We start from the raw sequence: 18,893 nt of genomic DNA on the forward strand, positions 1-18,893 counted from the left end.
TCTTCGTTGTCAGGACACGGGGGGCGGGATAGAGGAGGGCGCGCGACATGAAAGTCTCCCATCGGTTCCTCCTCCTCGTGATTGTCGCGGTGCTCGCCGCAGACCAGGTGACCAAGTACCTGGCCGTCTCCCGGCTGACGGATGCCCTGGATGGGCGGGAAGGCCTGGCGCGGGTGACGGGCTTCGTCACCGAGCGGAACCTGGACAACCGCCCGCCGCCCGAGGACGGGCCGTTCCGGGTGTTGCGGCCCTATCGCTTCATCGAGGACTACTGGCACTTCCGCTACGTGGAGAACCCGGGCGCTGCCTGGGGCATCTTCGGCGACATGCCCGACGGCGTGCGGCGCCTCTTCTTCCTCGTGGTGAGCCTGGTGGCCATGGGCTTCATCTTCGTGATGTACCGGCGCATGCCCGCGGAGCAGCGGCTGGCCCGGGTGTCCCTGGCGCTGGTGGCGGGCGGAGCGCTGGGCAACTTCGTGGACCGGCTGCTGCGCGGCTACGTCATCGACTTCATTGACTGGCATTGGCGCAACCAGCCGGGGATGCGCTGGCCGACCTTCAACGTGGCGGACGTGGCCATCAGCGTCGGGGTGAGTCTCATGCTGCTGGACTCGCTGCGGACGACGAAGCGCCCCAATCCGTGACGGGCGGGCGGCGGCTGGTGTAAGTCCCGGCCCGTGCCGCGCAAATACCTCATCCTCCTCGCCGTCACCCTTGGCGTCATCGCGCTCGACCAGTGGACGAAGTACGTCGTCGTCCGCGAGCTGACCACCCAGATGGAGGGCAAGGAGCGCCTGGGCGAGCGCCTGGCCGCGATGTACTCCGCCCCGCCCCCCCAGGGCTTCAACGGGCTGCACTACCAGCCCCGCCGGCACATCGAGCTTTCGGAGTCGTTCTTCCGCCTCCGCTACGCGGAGAACCCGGGCGCCGCGTGGGGCATGTTCCGCGGCCTTCCGCCCGAGACGCGGGTGCCGCTCTTCCACGTGGTGAGCATCGCCGCGGTGCTCCTCATCTCCTTCTATTTCCGCAAGCTGTCTGGAACGGACCCGGAGGAGAAGTGGGCGCTGTGGGGGCTGCCGCTGGTGCTGGGCGGCGCGCTGGGCAACTACATCGACCGGGTCGCCCGGGCCTTCGTCATCGACTTCCTGGAGGCCCACTGGTTCGACAAGGTGGCCTGGCCTTCCTTCAACGTCGCCGACGCGGCCATCTGCATTGGCGTGGGCATGCTCATCGTCGACTCCTTCGTCCGCAAGGAGAAGCCGGCCCAGGCAGCCGGGCGGGCCTGAAGGCGCGCATGCGGGTCGTCCCGCCCGCGCAACGAGGGTAGCCTTCGTCGCCATGCTCCCCGTTCTCGTCCACCTCACCTTCACTTCGCTCTGGTCGCAGCTCCTGCTGTACGCGCTGGCCGCGGGCACGGTGGGCTACGTCGTCTTCAACGGCTGGCGCAGCGCCGAAGGCGCGCTGGATGCCCGGACGGGCACGCGCGCGCCGGTGTCCTCACAAGACCGGCTGCTGCGGGCCGTGGGGTATGGCCTCGTGGGCGCGGTGCTGGCCTGGTTCGCCCTGCGGTACTCGCTGCCGCCCGGGGCCTTTCCGGGCGCCCAGGGCGAGGGCATCCCCGTGCACACCTATGGCCTGCTGCTGGCCCTGGGCTTCACCACCGCGGTGACGGTGGCGGGCCGGCTGGCGCAGGACGAATGGCGCACGCTGGCGCTGAAGGACGGGGCGTGGGTGGACGTGGAGGGGCCGAAGAAGCGCGAGCAGCTCATGGACATGACGGTCTGGATTCTGCTCGGTGGTATCGGCGGGAGCCGGCTGCTCTTCGTGCTCGTGAACTGGCAGGACTACGCCCGTGACTGGACGCAGGTGTTCTCCCTGGGCGGAGGGCTCGTCTTCTACGGCGGCCTGATGGGCGCGTCCGTGGCCGCGTTCGTGTTCGCGCGGATGAATGGCCTGGACTTCTGGCGCCTCGCCGACGTGTGCATCCCCACCGTGTCGCTGGGCCAGTGCCTGGGCCGCCTGGGGTGCTTCAGTGCGGGGTGCTGCTGGGGGGACGTGGCGCCCGCGCATGCCGCCACCGCGGTGCACTTCCCCGGCAGCGGGGTGGCGCAGGACCTCCTGGGCGGGCTCGGCAACACGTCCAGCCTGGCCTATTCGTCCCAGCTCCAGGACACGCGGTACGTCGTGGAGGCCACGGGTGAAATCTTCCACTACGCCGCGCCTGGCGCGGTGCGCATCTCTGACTGGGTGGCGCAGCAGGGCCACACCCTGGGGCTGTACCCCACCCAGCTCTTCGAGTCCGTCGGGCAGGTGGTGCTCTTCGTGGGGCTGCTGTACGCCCGGCGCTACCGCCGCTTCCATGGCCACGTCCTGGCGCTGTGGCTGATGGCCTACGCGGTGCTCCGGAGCACGGTGGAGCTGTTCCGGGGGGACGTGGAGCGAGGCACCTTGCACGGCCTGCTCCAGTCGCTGGGGGCGGGGGAGCTGGCCTCGGCGGTGCCGCTGGAGGCGTGGTACAATGTCTCCACCAGCCAGTTCATCTCCCTGTGCATGTTCACCTTTGGCGCGGTGCTGCTCGCCCAGAAAGGCCGCCGCCGGGAGAGCGAGGCGGCAAGCCTGGGGCCTACCCCCTCGGCTGCGTGAGGTTGAATCGCGCGGGCCTCTTGGGGACACTCTGAGGAGTCATGCCGCCCCCCGACGCCCGACAGTCCGCATCCAAGAGCTTCGCTGGCAGGTCCACCTCGGCCGACCCCGGCTCCAGCGAGGCCGTCCTCCAGGAGTGCGAGGCCCTGGAGGCGGAGGTCGCCGTCCTCCGCAACCTCTACGAACAGTACTTCCTGGGCAACGAGCGTCAGGCGCCGTCGCGCGCGCACGAAGACCTCAAGAAGCGGCTGAACAAGCTGAAGGGCGCGTTCATCCGCAGCACCTCCGCCAAGTTCCGCGTCGCCAGCCTGTACAACAAGTTCCTCACGTACGAACGGCTGTGGGTGCGCACGCTCCAGGAAATTGAAGCGGGCACCTATCGCCGGGATGTCTTCAAGGCGCGCCGCCGCGCGGAGAGCCGGAAGGCCAGCTCGCCAGTCGCGGCGGGCCAGAAGGGCGTCGTCGAGCTGCCGGAGGACATCTCCGACATGGACTTCGAGGAGGTGGAGGAGCTGAGCCGCCCCCGCCCCGTCAACGAGCCGCAGGTGGCCGCCCGCTTCCTCCAGGCCCCGGATGGAACGCCGTCGAAGGGCACGCCCGCGGTGGGGAGCACGCCGCTGCGTGGCACCCCCGCCGTGGCGCCGCTGACGGGCATTCCCTCCGTGGCGCCCGTGGCGGGGACCCCGCCGCGCGGTCTGCCCACGGTGGGTGGCACGCCTGCGCATGGCACGTCGGTGGCGCCGCCGGGCATGGCGGCGAAGGCACCGGGCGCCGCGGCCAGCACGCCGCCTCCGGCGAGGACGCCGGCCGTCGGAGCGAGCAGCACGCCGCCTCCGTCGCGGCCCGCTGCCATGCCACCTCCCTCCACCGCGTCCCGGCCTCCCACGGCGAGCGGCGGGGGGATGGCGGACGACAAGCTGCGTGCCGTCTACGACGCGTACGTCACCGCGAAGCGGCGCTGCCAGGAGGACACGTCGAAGCTGTCCTACGAGTCCGTGGCGGCCACGTTGCGCAAGCAGGTGCCGGAGCTGCTCAAGCAGCACAACGCGAAGGCGGTGGAGTTCAAGGTCGTCATCAAGGACGGCAAGGCGTCGCTCAAGGCCGTGCCGAAGTAGCCATCACCGGACAGTGCGCGGGCGTGCGCACGTCGTTGGCTGGACGCGGGTGTGCGCGCGCGCCCTTCCGCTGCCGACCTGCCCCCCGCGCCGCGGGTGTCGGGAATCGTCGCCTGCTGAAAAAACGACTGCCTCTGCTGCCTGAGCGGGTTGTCGCCCCGGGGGTGCCTCCCTAGCTTGCGTTTCGCGTCAGCGGCCGGTGGACGGCGCGAGACACTGCGGGAGGCGACGTGGGGATTCGGCGGAGGTGGCTCGGGCTGACCATGGTGATGGGACTCGCCCTGCTGGGCACGGGGTGCATGTCGCCCTCTCAGGAGGCCCAGGAGCGTCTCGCGGCGCTGGAGGCCGAAGGCGAGGCGATGGACGCGGTGCTCGACTCCGTCGAGGAGCGGCTCCTGGGCAACCAGGCCATGCTCCAGACGTGGCAGGAGCTGGGCCGCCGCCACCAGGAGGTGACGCAGCTGCACTGCGAGACCTCCGACCCGCACATGGTCGCGATGATGAAGCACTACAAGAAGCAGGAGGACCGCGCGCGTCAGCTCAAGCGACGCGCCAGGGGTGTCGCCTCGGTGGACAAGGCGGTGCTCACCTCCAGCAAGGCGCGGCGCGGCAACAACTGACGGCGCTCAGACGCTGAGCCTCTCGCGGAAGCGCTGCGACTGGCGGCGGGACAGCTCCACCTCGCGGCCACCGCGCAGGCGCGCCACCAGCGTGCCGCTGGGCCCAGGCTCCAGGGACTCGATGAAGTCCAGGTTGATGAGGTGCTGGCGGCTGGCGCGGAAGAAGCGCGCCGGGTCCAGCCGCTCCTCCAGATAGGTCAGCGAGCGCAAGAGCAGCGGCGCGTGTCCGTCCAACGTCAGCCGCGCGTAGTTTCCCTCGGAGGTGATGAGCGGGACCTGCGCGAGCTGCACCAGCCAGCAGCGCTCACCCTCCTTCACGAACACCCGCTCCAGCGGCGTGCCGGGCGCCTGTCCGTGCGCGGGCTCCACCGCGGCCACGCGGCCCCGCTCCCGCACGCGCTCCAGCGCGGTGGCGAGCCGCTCCGGTTCAATGGGCTTGAGCAGGAAGTCGAGCGCATTCACCTCGAAGGCGCGCACGGCGTGGGCGTCATACGCGGTGGTGAAGACGACGTCGGGGGGCTCCTCCAGCCGCTCGAGCACGTCGAAGCCCGTCCCGCCCGGCATCTGGATGTCGAGCAGCAGCAGGTCCGGCGACAGCGCTTCCACCCGGCGGCACGCCTCGTCCACGTGCGTGGCCTCGCCCACGATTTCCACGTCCGGGAAGGCCGCGAGCAGGCGGCGCAGCTCGGCGCGGGCCAGTCGTTCGTCGTCAGCGATGAGGACTCTCATGACAGGGGCAGGGGAATGCGGACGCGCGCGGTGGTCAAGGACGTCCGCGTGCGGTCCAGGTGCAGCGAGGCGGCGGCGCCGCACAGGAGGCGCAGCCGCTCACTCGCGTTGTGAAGGCCCACGCCGCTGCCCTCCACGGGGCGCGCGGCCGGCGTGGCGGTGTTGGAGACCTCCAGCAGCAGCACGCCCTCCTGGACGCGCGCGGAGACCGCCACCTCGCCGCCTTCGGGCAGCTGCGCCACCCCGTGCTTGATGGCGTTCTCCACCAGCGTCTGCACCAGCATCGCGGGCACGGACAGGTGCAGGGCGGCCGGCTCCACGTCCTCGCGAACGCGCAGGCGGCTCTCCAGACGCACACCCTCCAGCTCCAGGTAGTCACGCACCACCTGGAGCTCCTGGGCCAGCGGGACGGTCTCCTTCTCCCGGGAGGTGAGCGCATGCCGCAGCAGCGTGGACAGCCGTGTCACCACCTGCTGCGCGCGGGCCGGGTCCTCGGAGATGAGGGCGCGCACGCTGTTGAGGCAGTTGAAGAGGAAGTGCGGCTGGAGCTGCGACTTGAGGAAGCGCAGCTCCGACGCCTGGGCCGCGGCCTCCAGCTTCCAGCGCTCCAGCTCCATGGCCCGGGCCTGCTCCACCGCGTGAACGCCGAAGTAGAGGAGCAGCCACAGCGTCATCATCACCGTCCAGATGAAGCCGCTGATGAGGAAGCCCATGGGCGAGGCGTCATCCGGCGTGAAGACCCCCAGCACGGAGGTGCTCAAGCCGAAGGCCGCGATGTTCTGCGTGACGCCCAGGCCCACCGCCGTGAGGAAGACGCGCGGGGCCAGCCGGGAGACGGGCAGCCGGGCCCACGCTCGCAGGGGCAACCCGAGGCGCGCCAGGTGCGTGATGAGCGCTCCGCACGAGCAGAGCACCCACCAGGACGCCCAGATGTCGGGCCTGGGCGTCAGCAGCGTCAGCAGGGAGTTGAAGGTGGCGTAGAAGCCCCAGCCTCCGACCTGGCAGGCCACATAGGCCCAGGTGCGCGCCGACGAGGACTTCATTCAAGGGCTCCCTGCTTCAAGGCCGCGCGAGTCCACCACACTCACGGACGCGGCTCCACCCGGGCCACGGGCGCATGGGCGCCGAGGAAGCCGTCCAGCGCCCGGAAGAAGCCCGCCGGGTCGTCCCACATGATGAAGTGGCGGGCCGTGTCGTGCATGACGACGCGCGCGGTGGAGAGCGTGGCGTACTGGCCCTTGTACACGGCCTCGACTGTCTCACGCGGCACCTGGCCCTTCAGCGCAATCCATGAGCCGAGCACCAGGGTGGGCGCGCTGATGCGCGGCAGCTCCGGGCGCAGGTCGGTGGTCATCAGTTCGTACATGGCCAGGGCCACCGTCTCGGTGTCCGACTGGTTTCCCCAGCGGAAGGCGACGTCCTGCCTGGACGCGTCGGTGATGTAGCGGCGCAGCGTCTGCCGCTGCATCTCATTGCGCTGGGCGACGGGCTGGGTCCGCAGCTGCGTGCGCAGCTGGTCGGCGTGGGGGCGGCTGCTCTCCACGGTGGCGCCGGGATACATGGCGGCGGGGAGGAAGGGCAGGCTGTCCACCACCACCACGCCGCCCACGCGCTCGGGGACGTCCGCGGCCACCGCGAGCGCCAGCACTCCGCCCAGGCTATGGCCCACGAGGATGGGCTTCTCCAGGCCCTGCTCACGCAGGTACTCGGCCACCGCGCGGCGCTGCGTTTCGAAGAAGGGCCCGGGCAGCGCGGGCTGTCCCGCGAAGCCGGCCAGCGTGAGGACGTGGGCGTCGTACTGGCCGCCGAGGTGCGCCACCGTCTCACGCCAGACCTCGCCCGACGACGCGAGCCCGGGGATGAACACCACCGGCCGGCCCTGGCCGGAGCGCTCGACGCGGAAGGGCGCGGGCGCGGTGGACGCCGTGGGCCCGGAGGCGGTGGCTTCCGAAGTCGCGGCACCGGACGTGGACGCGCAACCGGAGAGCAGCGACAGGACGAACAGCGACGAAAGGGCGTGGCGACAAAGCATGAAGGGCTTCCTGGTCGGGAGGGGTGAGTGCCGCGAAAGACAAGGTACGCCCCGGGCGTGCACGCGCTCCGGATGCTCCATGAGCGGTCGCTGCCGGTGATGAGCGGCGTCCGGGCGGGGCGGCTGGCGTGAGTCCCTGGACCGGGAGGACGAGGCGCGCACCTGGATGCCGCCTGTCCGCAGGCCAGGCGAGGAAGGCAATCCGCCGCCGGGCCTCATCGAGCGCCGCTGCTGTCGGCGCTATCGGCCAGCGCCTTGAAGCGGCTCAGCGTCGTCGCAGCAGCCACGCGCGGGCGGAGCGGTCCATCGCGGCGACGGCGCGGAGGAAGAGGCTGGGGGACATGCGGCGCAGGCGCCAGCCCCAGCGCGCATCCGCCATGGGGACGGTGTAGAGGCTTCGCGCGTCCACGGCCTTGAGCAGCCTGCGCGCGATGACCTCCGGGCCCAGGCGGGCCGCGTCCATCATCCCGACGGCGAGGGCGCGAAGCGTGTCGTTGGCGTAGGCGCCCGATCTGGCAATCCGGGTGCGGAAGAAGCTGGGGCACGCCACGGTGACGCCGATGCCAGTGGCCTTCAGCTCGGCGTGGAGCGTTTCGGAGAGCGCGACCACGCCCGCCTTGGACACGTTGTAGGCCGCCAGGTCGGGCACGTACACGAGCCCCGCAGCCGAGGCGATGTTGAGGATGTGGCCGGACCCCTGCCTGCGCAGCCGGGGGACGAAGACATGGCAGCCGTGGATGACGCCCCACAGGTTGATGTCCAGCACGCGCTTCCATTCGGAGAGCGACAGCTCGCCCACCGGACCCGCGCTGACGACCCCCGCGTTGTTGACCAGCAGGTCCACGCCGCCCAGGGCGCGCTCCGCGGCGTCGGCCATGGCCTCGACCTGGGCCGGCTCGGTGACGTCACAGACCTGGACGTGCGCTTCGCCTCCCGCGCGGGTGACGCGCAGCGCCGTCTCCTCCGCGGAGGCGGCGTCGAGGTCGGTGACGAGCACGCGGGCCCCTCGGCGTGCGAGCTCCTCGCAGAGCGCGCGGCCCAGGCCGCTGCCTGCGCCGGTGATGACGGCTCTTGGATGGGATGGAAGCGTCATGTGTGTCGTTGCGGCGATGGGCCCAGCATGTCCCCGCCGCTGCTTCGCCGCCATCACCCCGCGGCGCCTTGACGCGAGCGCCCAGAACGGCCCTGACACCGGGTGCTCCATGACACACCTGACATCCCTGTCCCAGAATCGCAAACGCGGTTCCCGCGGAGGTGGAGACGCCAGGCAAGCAGGCGCGGGCGCCCGTGACGACGCGGGCGAATCCGGGTACAACCGCCGCTGTGAGACGCGCCTGGTGCGGAGCGTTCGCCGCCATCGCGGTGGGCCTCTTCGGATGCAACGACTTGGAGGTCTGTGGCTCCACGGCCAGCGACATCACGCGTGATGGCGGGGAGCCCTACCGCTGCGTCACGTCGGAGGACTGCCCGCGCACCTCGCGCGTCAACGTCTGCGTCACCGATGTCTCGCCGGTGGAGGTCTGCGTCCGCTGTCAGGACACGAAGTGCGTCACCGTGACGCCGGAGGCCTGTGACTGATGAAGTCCTTGCGGCTCGCGCTCGCCGTGCTGTCCCTGGCCGCCACGGCGTGCCGGGACAAGCCCGTGGACCATCTCCAGCGGGCCCGTGACGCCACCTTCGAGAAGCGGCCCGACGAGGCGCTCGTCGAGTACCGCAAGGCCTTCGACGCGACTCGCCACGACTCCTCGCCGGAGGCGCTGGTGCTCCGCGCGCGCGCCCTCAAGGGGGCCGCGGATGTCTATTGGCTGGAGCAGCGCAAGGTGAAGGAGGCGGTAGGCGTCTACCGTGAGCTCATCCAGCAGTGCCCCGAGTCACCGGAGGCGCTCGAGGCCCGCATCATCCTGGCGGACCTCCTGCGCGTGCACTACCGCGACGTGCGCGGCGCCATCGACCAGCTCACCGCGGCCCTCAAGCTGAATCCACCGCAGGGCGCGGAGCTGCACTACCTGGTCACCAAGCTCTACTTCGAGCTGGGCGACTATCAGCAGTGCGAGCTGGAGACCCGCCGCATCATGGAGCGCTTCCCCACGAGCGCCTACGTGGATGACGCCCTGTACCTCCAGGCCCAGGCCCTGGCGATGATGGAGGGCCGCCGCCAGGAGGCCTCCCGCACCTTCGCGGACCTGCGCACGCGCTTCCCGGACTCCGAGCTGGCGCCGCACGCCCTCTTCGAGATGGGCAAGCTGCGCGCCGACGCGGGGGAGAACGAGAAGGCCATTGAGACCTGGGTGGATGCGCTGAAGACGCACCCCGACCCCGCGCTGGTGCAGGACTACATCGCGCGGGCGCGCCGACGCATCGCCAACACCACCGCCACGGGTGTGGGTCAGCGCGAGGTGGCCTTCGACCGCGTCCGCCCGGCCCGGACGTCGCTGGAGGCCGTCGGTGGCCGCCCCGAGGAAGCCGCGCACGAGCACGACTGACGCGGGGCGGACACGCCGCCCTACGCCGGGACGTCCAGCGTCGCTTCCAGCAGGGTCGCGGGGCTCGCCCCATCCTCGGAGAGGGCCGCCAGGAGCACCCGCACGCGGCCTTGCTCCACCCGGGCATCCACGCCCGTCACCGACAGGTGTCCGTCCAGCGCGTCGAGGAACTGCGGCGAGCCATCCGGCGCCAGCACGCCCACGACGGAGCCGCCCACGGTGGCCGCCGGGCCGGTGCTCCCCGCGGTGGCGGTGAAGACCATCCGCCCGCCGGGAAGCGGCGAGGCCGCCGTGAAGGACAGCCGCATGCCTCCGGCGTGTCCCAGCTCCCAGCGGCGCGTCATGCGCACCACGTCCGGGCCCAGCGCGCCGGCTTCCAGGCCGCGCAGCACCCGCTCCGCGTCCAGGTCCACCAGGGCGTCGGTGCCGGGCTCGCCGCTGCCGCGCTGGAGCAGCCGCAGCAGTCCGCCCGACATCGCCGCCCCGGCGATGCGCAGCGGTCCCAGCTCCCGGCCGAGCTGGGTGTACAGCGCCGTGACGTCCACGGCCCGGGCGTCTCCCGCCAGGGTGCCGTCCGCGCCCAGGGCGACCACCGCGCCGCGCTGCCTGCCCGCGGAGCTGCCCGACGGCAGCACCAGCAGCGAACCGTGGGGCGTGCTGCCCTGGGGCGCCAGCAGGCAGGGCACCTCCAGGTCGGGCCGCGACGTCTTGAGGGAGACGGGCTCGTCGGGCTGGTGGTTCGCGAAGAGCACCACGCCATGACCGGGGCTCTGCGCCGACAGGGGGAACGCGGCCAGGTGCAGCGGCTCCTCCGCGACGGTGTAGAGCCAGTCACCCGCGCGGACCAGTCCGCTCAAGGCGGTGACGTGTGCAGGACGTCCTGGCGTGACGGGCGCCTCCAGGTCCAGGGTGCGCCGTGAGGTCAGGTGAAGCATGGCCGTGTCTCCCGCGAAGCCGCGGCCTCACGGGCCCCGGCGCTTCAGAGCAGCGTACCGCGCAGCAGGAGGCTGGCGACGGTGAAGTAGATGAGGACGCCGCTAACGTCCACCAGTGTGGCCACGAAGGGGGCGGAGGCGCTCGCGGGGTCGAAGCCGAACTTCCGCAGCACCAGGGGCAGCATGGAGCCGGCCAGGGTGCCGAACGTCACCACGCCCAGCACGGACAGGGCGACGGTGATGCCCAGCGGCAAGGCGTGCTGCCCGTAGACGCCGGTGATGGAGTTCCAGATGAGGATGCGCGCCAGGCCCACCACCCCCAGCACCAGGCCCAGCACCAGGCCGGAGAGCAGCTCGCGGCGAGCCACGCGCCACCAGTCCCGCAGCCGCATCTCGCCCAGCGCGAGCGAGCGGATGATGAGCGTGGAGGCCTGACTGCCGGAGTTGCCGCCCGAGGAGATGATGAGCGGCACGAAGAGGCTCAGCACCACGGCGGTGGCGATTTCGTCCTCGAAGCTGCTCATCGCGGTGGCGGTGAGCATCTGCCCCAGGAAGAGCACCAGCAGCCAGCCGATGCGCTTCTTCAACATGCCGAAGAAGCCGGTCTCGAAGTAGGGGGCCTCCAGGGCCTCCATGCCGCCGGCCTTCTGGATGTCCTCGGTGGCCTCTTCCTGGACGACGTCGACGATGTCGTCCACCGTGACGATGCCCTTCATCCGCTGCTGGGCGTCCAGCACGGGCAGGGCCATGAAGCCGTGCTCGGTGAACAGCCGGCTCACGGCCTCCTGGTCGGTGTCCTCCGACACGGTGATGACGTCGCGCTGCATGACGTCCGCCACCCGCTTGTCGCTGGCGGACTGGAAGAGCTGACGCAGCGACAGCACCCCCTGCAGGTGCTGTTCGGCGTCGAGCACATAGGCGTAGTAGACGGTCTCCACCCGCTCCCGCGCCTGCTTGCGCAGGTAGCTGATGGCCTCGTCGATGGACATGTCCGGCCGCACGCGGGCGAAGCGCGGGTTCATCAGACCGCCGGCGTCGTCCTCCGCGTAGGCCAGCAGCACGTTGACTTCGCGGCGGCTGGCGTCGTCGAGCTGCGAGAGGATGGACTCCGCCTGCTCGGGCTCCACCGCCTGCACCAGGTCCGCCAGGTCGTCCGGGGGCAGCAGCCGGACCCAGGTGCGTCGCTCGGCCGGATGCAGGTGGAGGATGACCTCCGCCTGCTCACGCGCCGACAGCGCCAGGAAGAAGTCGTCCGCCACCGAAGCGGGAAGCAGCCGGAAGCCCTCCAGCCGCTCGTCGACGGAGAGCACGGGCCACGCCTCGTGCAGTTCCTCCATGGAGAGCGCGGCGCTCTGGGGGCTTTCCATCATGGGGGCTCACCTCCGGGCGTGTCGGGTGGAGCGCGTGGTGCCGCGGCGCGCTGGCCTCTCTACACCCGGAGGCCGGGCATCGCGAGAGGCAGGCAGGCGACATTTCGCGCTTTTCCGTCCGTGTGTGCCCCAACCGTCTCGTTATTTCAACGAAGACGCGCCCCGCGCGTACACCCGGGTTTGACGGGTGGGGTCGCCCGCGTCCGCCTCCCAGTAGAAGCGGGGCGAGAGGGTGCGCGGGCTGGACGACAGGTCCGTGTTTCCGGGAAGCAGCTCCAGCCCCAGCGGGCCCAGTGACTCGGGCGCCACGGGCGCCGCGGCACCGACGCGTGACTGCCGCCACTGGATGAAGGGGATTGCGAAGCCGGGGCGGAGGGGCGCGCTCACCAGATCGAGTGGCGCGTCCACCACCAGGGTGCCTCGTTCGGTCAGCGCGCCATCCACCGCGGCCCACCGGTACAGCGTCTGTCCTGGCTGCGGCAGGAGCAGGGAGTCCACGCGGGTCCACACCGCGCCGTCCTCGAGGCCCGCGGGCATGCCCGGCAGGCGCTGGCACGGCGCCTCCGAGGCGACGAAGGCCCCATCCGGGCCCAGCCGGAACGTGCACGCGTGGCTGTCGGGCTCCGGCGTCACCTGGATGACGCTGACCGCGTCGGGGCCCAGCCGCACGAGCAGGCCCAGCACCATGTCGACGCCGAAGGGCATCTGGTTGCCCTGTCCCCACGGCGTGGGGGCGGCGCCGGTGACGACGCCCGCCGGCGTGAAGGCGAAGCGATGCAGGCGCTCCGAGTCGAGCACCCACAGCTCCTCCGCGGTGGCGAGCCGGCTCTGGATGACCTTCACCGTGTCGCGCTGGTTGAGCAGGAGCGAGCCGGTGAGCTTGAGCTCCGCGCCGGTGTCGACGAAGCGGCGGACCCGGTCCTCGCCCACGACCCAGACGACATTTCCCGCGACGGCCACGTCGGGAATGCCGGAGACGCCGCCGAGGGGCGTCTGGGCCGCGGTCGCCGCGTGCACCGCCACGCCGTCACACAGCCAGGTGCCCTGCGTGGTGCGGTCCAGTTGCGTGCAGCGGGGCAGCGGGAGCACCGTGGGACCGCCTCCGGTCCATGCGCGTGACACGTAGGCGCCGAACTGCTGGAGGCTGCCCACCGGGGAGAAGGCGACGCGGACGTGGTGGCGCCCCGGGGTCGTCGGGGTGAAGCGGACGGTGGCGGACTGTCCGTCGCCGGTGAGGGACGCCTCCGAGACCACGGTGTGGTTGTTCGGGTCGAACACCTCCGCCGTGATGCTGTCGGGGACCTGGGAGGTGTCGGAGCCATCACAGGCGCCGCGCAGGCTCGGCTGGACGTGGAGCTCCGCGGGGACCTCCAGCGACAGCAGGGGCGGCGTCTGCCCCGCGCCTCCTGGAAGTGGGACAAGGCCGCAGTCATCACCGGTGTCCGCGCACCCGGACAGGGACAGCATCGCGGACCATGCGAGCAGGCTGGGAACGGTCTTCATCGAGAAGGGGACGCCGCCCGGGTGACCTCGGCCTGGGGGAGGCGGCGCAGGCTCCAGGGCCTTCTTACCCCATTCGCGGGCCGGGCCGGAGGCAGGCGTGGCGCGGTTGTTCCAGACCTTCCTGAACACATGCCGCATGGTGACCGCGTGCTCCGAAGGGAGTTTTGAGGGGCGCGACCCGGCAAGTGATCTGACTTCTTGTGGTTTGCCGAAGCGACCTCGCACCAGGACAACCGGAGAAGGGCTGTAGGCCGCGCGCATCCTGGTACGGTCCCGCCATGCCCCTTGGCGGTTGCCCGCGCGTGTTCTCGTCACTTGCCCGGCTTGCCCTGCCCGTTGTGCTGCTGGTGGGGCTGACGGCCGCGGCACAGCCCCCGGAGGGACTTCGCGGGCGGGAGCTGAAGCGGCGGCGGGTATCGCTCTCGGTGGCCACGGCCGACAACCCGGTGGAGCTTCACGTTGCGCCGGGCTACCTCACGGCCCTGGAGTTCGACTCCCCTGTGGACCGTGACGCAGTGGTACTTGGGGACCCTGGGGGGCGACTCGCGCTGTTCGAGGTCAATGGGCGCAGCATCGTGCTCAAACCCGCGATGGACTTGGGGCCTGGGCGTGGTGTGGAACTGACCGTTCCGTTCGCGGATGGCGCGGCGCCTGCTCGCGTCGTCTTCTCGCTCGTCACGCACCCTTCCGAGGTGGACGCGCAAGTCATGGTGTCGCGCCTGCCGCGTACCGCGGATGCGCTTCAGGCCGAGCTGGACGAGGTGCGCGCCGCCTGTGCGGCGAAGGACGCCGAGTTGGAAGCGCTTCGAACGCGAAACGTGGCGAGTGGCCCGGCCGGAATGATTCTGGCCGGTCTTCTGGGCGAAGAGGGCTTCCGGGTCGGCAGGACCGACGCCCTGGGTACCGGAGAAGGGCTCAAGCCCGAAGCTGTCGTCACGTACCTTGCGAGTGGCTGGGGGGCGGTAGCCCTCTGGGTGCGCAACACCGGCTCGGAGCCTTGGACACCCGTGGAGGCGCGGCTCTCCGTGGCTGTGAGTGGCGACCGCGTCAACGTGCTCGCGGTGCGCATGAAGGAGCCACGGATTGAACCGGGCGGCGCGGCCCGCGTGGTGGTGGAGACCGGGGCGCCCACCTGGCCAGAAGGCGCGGCGCTCCGCTTGGAGTTGCGCGACAAGCAGGGGCGTCGGCGTCTTCTCATTCCGGGCTTTGCGTTCTAGAACCGCGCACCATGCTGATTGGGTTCAGTCCGGCGCACCTGCAACCCGGGCAGACGGTGGACGGCTGGCGCGTCGTGAAGCCGCTGGGCGCGGGGAGCTTCGGCGCCGTCTACCTCGTGGAGAAGGACGGACACCGCTTCGCGATGAAGCTGGCCATGCACCGCGCCAGCAGCGGGGACTCGGAGCAGGCCGACGCGCGGCTGCTGCGGGAGATGGTCTGCCTGTCCCAGGTGAGCGGCCACCCCAACATCGTGCGGGTCCACGCCCACGGACGTTGGCAGCACCCGACGCAGGGGTGGCTCTACATCGTCCTGGACTACGTGGAGGGCTACACGCTGGGGGAGTGGGTGGAGAAGACGCACCCCACGGCGCATGAAGTGGCCCGGGTGTTCGGCAAGCTCTCGGGCGCGCTCTCCCACCTGCATTCGCGGGGCGTCTTCCACCGCGACTTGAAGCTGGGAAACATCCTCGTGCGCGCTGCGGATGGTGAGCCCTTCATCCTGGATTTCAGCGCGGGGGACTACACGCTTGCTCCGGAGTTGACGGACACGCCCTTGCCGCCTGGCACCCGGCGCTATCGCTCACCGGAGGCGTCGCGCTTCCTGCGCGAGCACGGGGACAACCAGGACGCGCGCTACGAGTTCAAGGCGACCGACGACGTGTATGCGCTGGGCGTCTGCCTCTATGACGTGCTGACGAACCCCCAGCCTGTGAGCGAAGCGCCCCATGTCCTGATGGGTGCCCGGTGGCCTCCTCCCGCACCGCACGCCTTGAATCCGCGCGTGCCCGCTGCCTTGGGCGCGGCGGCCATGCATTACATCGCCCTCCATCCCGAGAAGCGCGCCCCCTCCGCCGAGGTCATGCGGCGCGAGTTGGACGCGCTGCTGCGCGAGGAAGGCGAAGCGTGGATGGCGACGGTGCATGTTCCCACGCCGCACCTGCAGCTTGCCCTGGGCGTGGCGCACAACGACGAAGCGCCGCCCTCCACGCCCAAGCGGGCCGTTGGACGACGCGTGGCGGGCGCCGTGGCCGTGCTTGCGCTCCTGGTGGCCTCACTGGCGGGCTACCTGGCCCTGCGCCCCACGGCCCCGGTGCAGCAGGCACAGCGGATGGAGGAACCCGCTGCGCCGTCCCCGTCAACGGATGCTGGCGCCGCTATGTCGGTGGCTCCCTCCGTCCCTCCGACGCCCTCCGTGTCGTCCCCTGGGGTAGCTTTGCCCCCTCCCGCACCTGTCGAGAAAGAAAGCCCTCCCGTGAAGCGCGCTCCCGCCCGAATCTCCCCGTCCGCAGAGTCCACCACCAGGAAGCCAAAGGCGCTGGCCTCCCGTCCGAGCTGGCCCCCGTCGCCGTGGGCTGGGTTTCTCAAGACGTGCGCGGGTGCGACCGCCGCCGCCGCGCTCTCCCTCGGCTGCCCTGGTGCCCAGGTCCGGCCCGCGCCCGGCGACTGCCCCGCCGAGGCCCGCGATGCGATGTTCAACAGGGCGAACAAGAACGGGCTGCGAATGAGACCGGGGCAGGCGGTCATGCTCACCCTGGACATCCGCCAACCCGGCCCCATGGGCGATGGGGGGTTCTACTCTGACGGCCCTGTCACTGGCGTGGTGCGCATCAGTGACCATCCGGGACTCCCTGAAGGGACGCAGCTCTCGGGCTATCTCTGGACAAGCGGAGAGGCTGCTGTGGGGCGCTACACGGAGGCGCGGCTCCCAGACGGTCGGACCGTTCCAGTGTGCGTTCTCATCGGCAGAAATGGGTACCTCGCAAAAGGGCCCAACTCCAGGCCAGGGGCCATGGAGCTCAACAAGTCTGCTTCTGCCTATCTCGTCGAGCGTTGGCCCTAGTTGTCCTTGGGGAATGTAAAGGGGCTTTGCAAATCTGGCCTGTTTCATTCACTCACAGTGAATGAGATTTCCGGGTTTTTGGACCTGACACGTCGTTCAAATCGGAAAGGGTTGGCGGTACCTTGAGGTTGCCTTTGCGCGAATCCCTCTCGCGCGGGCACTCGGAGCTTCCCGCCCATGTCCCATCCGTCTGACTCTCGGCCCGCCGGGAGCGTTGTCCTGTTCACCCACGGTGACACCTCCTACGAGTTCTTCCGGGACTTGGGGGAGGGGCGCGTGGGTGAGCAACTCCTCCTCGCGCGGCTCCGCACGCCTCAGGGGCTCGGAGACTGCGTGGTGCTCAAGTGCTTGCCGGCGCCGGAGTCCACGGACGTGACGGAGAAGTACCTGCGCGCCCGCGCCCGCCTGGAGGAAGAGGTCCGGCTGGCGCAGTACCTTCGTCACCCCAGCATTGCCCGCGTCCATGGCCTCCATGACATCGCGCAGGGCCTGTGCGTGGCGGTGGAGCATGTGGAGGGGCTGTCCCTCAACACGTTGCTGACGGTCGCCCAGGCGCGCGGGCGCTACTTCTCCGAGGCGTTCATCCTCTACGTGGGCGCGGAGGTCGCCGCGGCGCTGGCCTATGCGCACGCGCGCACGGACGACGCGGGAGTCCCTCTGGGCATCGTCAACCGCGATGTGAACCCCGCGCGCATCCGCGTGGGGCCTCATGGCGAGGTGCGGCTGACGGACTTCGGCGTGGCCTTCTCTCGCCTCTCGGGGCGGCTGGCCACGTCCCTGCCGCGTCCCCAGGGTGAGGTCCTCTACTCGGCACCGGAGCTGCTGCTGGGCGAGGTGGTGGACGCGCGGGCCGACGTGTTCTCCCTGGGGTTGACGCTGCTGGAGTTCGCCACCGGGCGACACCTCTACGACCCGGGCCACGTGCGCATCGAAGAAGTGGAAGCGCGGATGTCGGAGGCGGAGCGGGAGCAGGCCTTCTCTGCCTCGGTGGCGTCCGTGGTGGCGGAGCTGCCCGACTTCGCGGAAGACGCCATCTGGTGTGCCATGGCCTTCCGCTCCGGCGACGTCGAGCAGGCCGCGCGAGGGCTCTCCATTCCGCTTCGAGACATCCTCCACACGATGCTGCGCAGAAGTCCCGCCGAACGCTTCGGGACGGCGACCGAGCTGGAAGTCCTCCTGCGTACCCAGTTGGCGCGGCTGGGGCCCTACTCGCGCGAGGACGCATTGAGGGAGGTTCAGCGGGCGCTCGCGGACGCCAGTGAGGGCCTCTGGGACTTCGAGGTGCCCAGCGACGAGGGCGGAATCACGCCCCCTGTCCTCAATGGACGGGGCGGCTACGAGGGCACGACGGAAGCGCCGTCGCCCCGTGGAGGCGCAGGTCGCGCGGCGGTGGGTGCGCTCCACCCGGACGAAGTGCCAACGGAGCCCGGCGCGGGCTCCCGGCGCGCGTCGACGAAGCAGCCGACCGTTTAACGGCGGCCCTCAATCCCTCTCACCACTGCTGATTCACCACCGGCACGGCGCCAGCCGTCAGGCCGACCGGGAGACGTGTGTTTCGCGCGCCGCAGGCCGGGGCACGCACAGGAGGCGTGTATGCACAGGAAGCGAAGGTGTCTGGCCGCGCTGCTGCTGTTTCTGTTGCCGATGACGGGATGGGCCTCGGAGCCTCCTGCTCCGGAGGAAGAAGCATCCACCGTCCCGTCTGTACCTCCCGCGCGCGAGTGGCACTACCTGACGCGCGTGGAAGCCACGACGCTGGCGCTCCTGCCTCGCGCTGGCGTGGGAGAGGACGAGGGCTTCATGCAGGTGGAGCCTGCCTTCATCCTCGACGGGGGGCCCGAGCTCGGCGTCAACCTGGGGGCACCCGTTCGTTTCCGTCTTTGGGGCGGGAATGGTGAGGGGACCCCTGTGCGTCGCGAGGACTGGGACTCTCTCTCGGACTGGGGACAGCTCGTTCGCGGGCTCCTATTGGGTTCGGACAACGCGCCCATGGGCATCTGGTTTGGCCCGCTGGAGGAACACCGGCTCCTCTCCGGGCATCTCGTCCGCCGCTACTCCAACCGCACGAATCCCGCCTACCACCCGGCCGGGGGCATCTTCACCGGCACGTTTGGCCCGCTCTATACGGAAGCGTTCGCCTCGGATGTGCTCGGCGCACGGTTGTTGGGAGCGGAGTTCTCCCTGGACATGGAGCACCTCCTCTTCGGGCAGCCCGAGCAGCGGGGCCGGTACACGCTGGCCGTGTCCGCCGTTCATGACTGGGGGCGCGCGGGAGGGGTGGCGCCGTCGATGACGTTGGCCCACCTGGACGCCATGGCGGTGGTGGTGGCGCGACCTGGCATGGAGGCATACGTGAATGCCGGGTGGGGCGGTCGTCCCGGGGAGGTCGGCGCTTGGGGCGCAGT

General features: G+C 70.6%; 17 protein-coding genes and 1 pseudogene. 11 read left to right on the forward strand and 7 right to left on the reverse strand.

Features of this window, described 5'->3' with window-relative positions; genetic code table 11:
* Positions 1–47 precede the first annotated feature (47 nt).
* The 5 genes from lspA (G4D87_RS14560) (at position 48) to G4D87_RS14580 (ending at position 4,378) form a co-directional block, all read left to right on the forward strand.
* Positions 48–644, forward strand: a complete 597-nt coding sequence (gene lspA, locus G4D87_RS14560) for a signal peptidase II (RefSeq protein ID WP_163782669.1) — start codon at positions 48–50, stop codon at positions 642–644.
* 33 nt (positions 645–677) lie between these two features.
* Positions 678–1,286: a signal peptidase II gene (gene lspA / locus G4D87_RS14565; protein WP_163782670.1), complete on the forward strand. Its 609-nt coding sequence runs from the start codon at positions 678–680 to the stop codon at positions 1,284–1,286.
* Between the two features lie 52 nt (positions 1,287–1,338).
* Positions 1,339–2,643, forward strand: a complete 1,305-nt coding sequence (locus G4D87_RS14570; RefSeq protein WP_163782671.1) for a prolipoprotein diacylglyceryl transferase family protein — start codon at positions 1,339–1,341, stop codon at positions 2,641–2,643.
* Between the two features lie 41 nt (positions 2,644–2,684).
* Entirely contained in the window at positions 2,685–3,758 is a 1,074-nt protein-coding gene (locus tag G4D87_RS14575; protein WP_163782672.1) for an MXAN_5187 C-terminal domain-containing protein, read from the forward strand.
* A 230-nt stretch (positions 3,759–3,988) separates the two neighbouring features.
* Positions 3,989–4,378 (forward strand): hypothetical protein, encoded by a 390-nt coding sequence (locus G4D87_RS14580; protein ID WP_163782673.1) that lies wholly within the window; start codon positions 3,989–3,991, stop codon positions 4,376–4,378.
* 6 nt (positions 4,379–4,384) lie between these two features.
* Here G4D87_RS14580 and G4D87_RS14585 read toward each other — a convergent pair whose 3' ends face one another.
* From G4D87_RS14585 to G4D87_RS14600, 4 genes are all read right to left on the reverse strand, one after another.
* Positions 4,385–5,107, reverse strand: coding sequence for a LytR/AlgR family response regulator transcription factor (locus G4D87_RS14585; protein WP_163782674.1), 723 nt, complete (start codon positions 5,105–5,107; stop codon positions 4,385–4,387).
* A complete protein-coding gene (locus tag G4D87_RS14590) occupies positions 5,104–6,150 on the reverse strand; it encodes a sensor histidine kinase (RefSeq protein WP_163782675.1) in 1,047 nt (348 codons plus the stop codon). The genes G4D87_RS14585 and G4D87_RS14590 overlap by 4 nt, the downstream gene beginning before the upstream one ends.
* Positions 6,151–6,191: 41 nt before the next feature.
* Positions 6,192–7,139 (reverse strand): alpha/beta fold hydrolase, encoded by a 948-nt coding sequence (locus G4D87_RS14595; protein WP_163782676.1) that lies wholly within the window; start codon positions 7,137–7,139, stop codon positions 6,192–6,194.
* 265 nt (positions 7,140–7,404) lie between these two features.
* On the reverse strand, positions 7,405–8,232 hold the full coding sequence (locus tag G4D87_RS14600) for an SDR family NAD(P)-dependent oxidoreductase (RefSeq protein ID WP_163782677.1): 828 nt from the start codon (positions 8,230–8,232) through the stop codon (positions 7,405–7,407).
* A 194-nt stretch (positions 8,233–8,426) separates the two neighbouring features.
* Here G4D87_RS14600 and G4D87_RS14605 point away from each other — a divergent pair, with 194 nt between their 5' ends.
* Positions 8,427–8,717: a hypothetical protein gene (locus G4D87_RS14605; RefSeq protein WP_163782684.1), complete on the forward strand. Its 291-nt coding sequence runs from the start codon at positions 8,427–8,429 to the stop codon at positions 8,715–8,717.
* Positions 8,717–9,622, forward strand: coding sequence for a tetratricopeptide repeat protein (locus tag G4D87_RS14610; protein ID WP_163782678.1), 906 nt, complete (start codon positions 8,717–8,719; stop codon positions 9,620–9,622). The genes G4D87_RS14605 and G4D87_RS14610 overlap by 1 nt, the downstream gene beginning before the upstream one ends.
* A 20-nt stretch (positions 9,623–9,642) precedes the next feature.
* On the opposite strand, the gene G4D87_RS14615 is transcribed toward G4D87_RS14610, so the two are convergent.
* The 3 genes from G4D87_RS14615 to G4D87_RS14625 form a co-directional block, all read right to left on the reverse strand.
* Positions 9,643–10,557, reverse strand: coding sequence for a DUF6929 family protein (locus G4D87_RS14615; RefSeq protein WP_163782679.1), 915 nt, complete (start codon positions 10,555–10,557; stop codon positions 9,643–9,645).
* Positions 10,558–10,601: 44 nt separating this feature from the next.
* The gene (gene mgtE, locus G4D87_RS14620; protein WP_163782680.1) at positions 10,602–11,927 is read right to left on the reverse strand and encodes a magnesium transporter; all 1,326 of its coding nucleotides are present in this window, start codon (positions 11,925–11,927) and stop codon (positions 10,602–10,604) included.
* Positions 11,928–12,068: 141 nt separating this feature from the next.
* Positions 12,069–13,430, reverse strand: a complete 1,362-nt coding sequence (locus G4D87_RS14625; protein ID WP_163782681.1) for a hypothetical protein — start codon at positions 13,428–13,430, stop codon at positions 12,069–12,071.
* 278 nt (positions 13,431–13,708) lie between these two features.
* Between G4D87_RS14625 and G4D87_RS14630 the strand changes: the two genes are divergently transcribed.
* From G4D87_RS14630 to G4D87_RS14645, 4 genes and pseudogenes are all read left to right on the forward strand, one after another.
* The gene (locus G4D87_RS14630; RefSeq protein WP_163782682.1) at positions 13,709–14,647 is read left to right on the forward strand and encodes a DUF2381 family protein; all 939 of its coding nucleotides are present in this window, start codon (positions 13,709–13,711) and stop codon (positions 14,645–14,647) included.
* 11 nt (positions 14,648–14,658) lie between these two features.
* Positions 14,659–16,488: a serine/threonine protein kinase gene (locus G4D87_RS14635; protein ID WP_240358285.1), complete on the forward strand. Its 1,830-nt coding sequence runs from the start codon at positions 14,659–14,661 to the stop codon at positions 16,486–16,488.
* Between the two features lie 177 nt (positions 16,489–16,665).
* Complete coding sequence (locus G4D87_RS14640) at positions 16,666–17,961, forward strand: serine/threonine protein kinase (protein ID WP_163782683.1); 1,296 nt, start codon at positions 16,666–16,668, stop codon at positions 17,959–17,961.
* A 120-nt stretch (positions 17,962–18,081) separates the two neighbouring features.
* Positions 18,082–18,893, forward strand: a pseudogene (locus tag G4D87_RS14645) (hypothetical protein); the annotation flags it as partial.

The organism is Myxococcus vastator, from assembly GCF_010894475.1.
GTDB lineage: Bacteria > Myxococcota > Myxococcia > Myxococcales > Myxococcaceae > Myxococcus > Myxococcus vastator.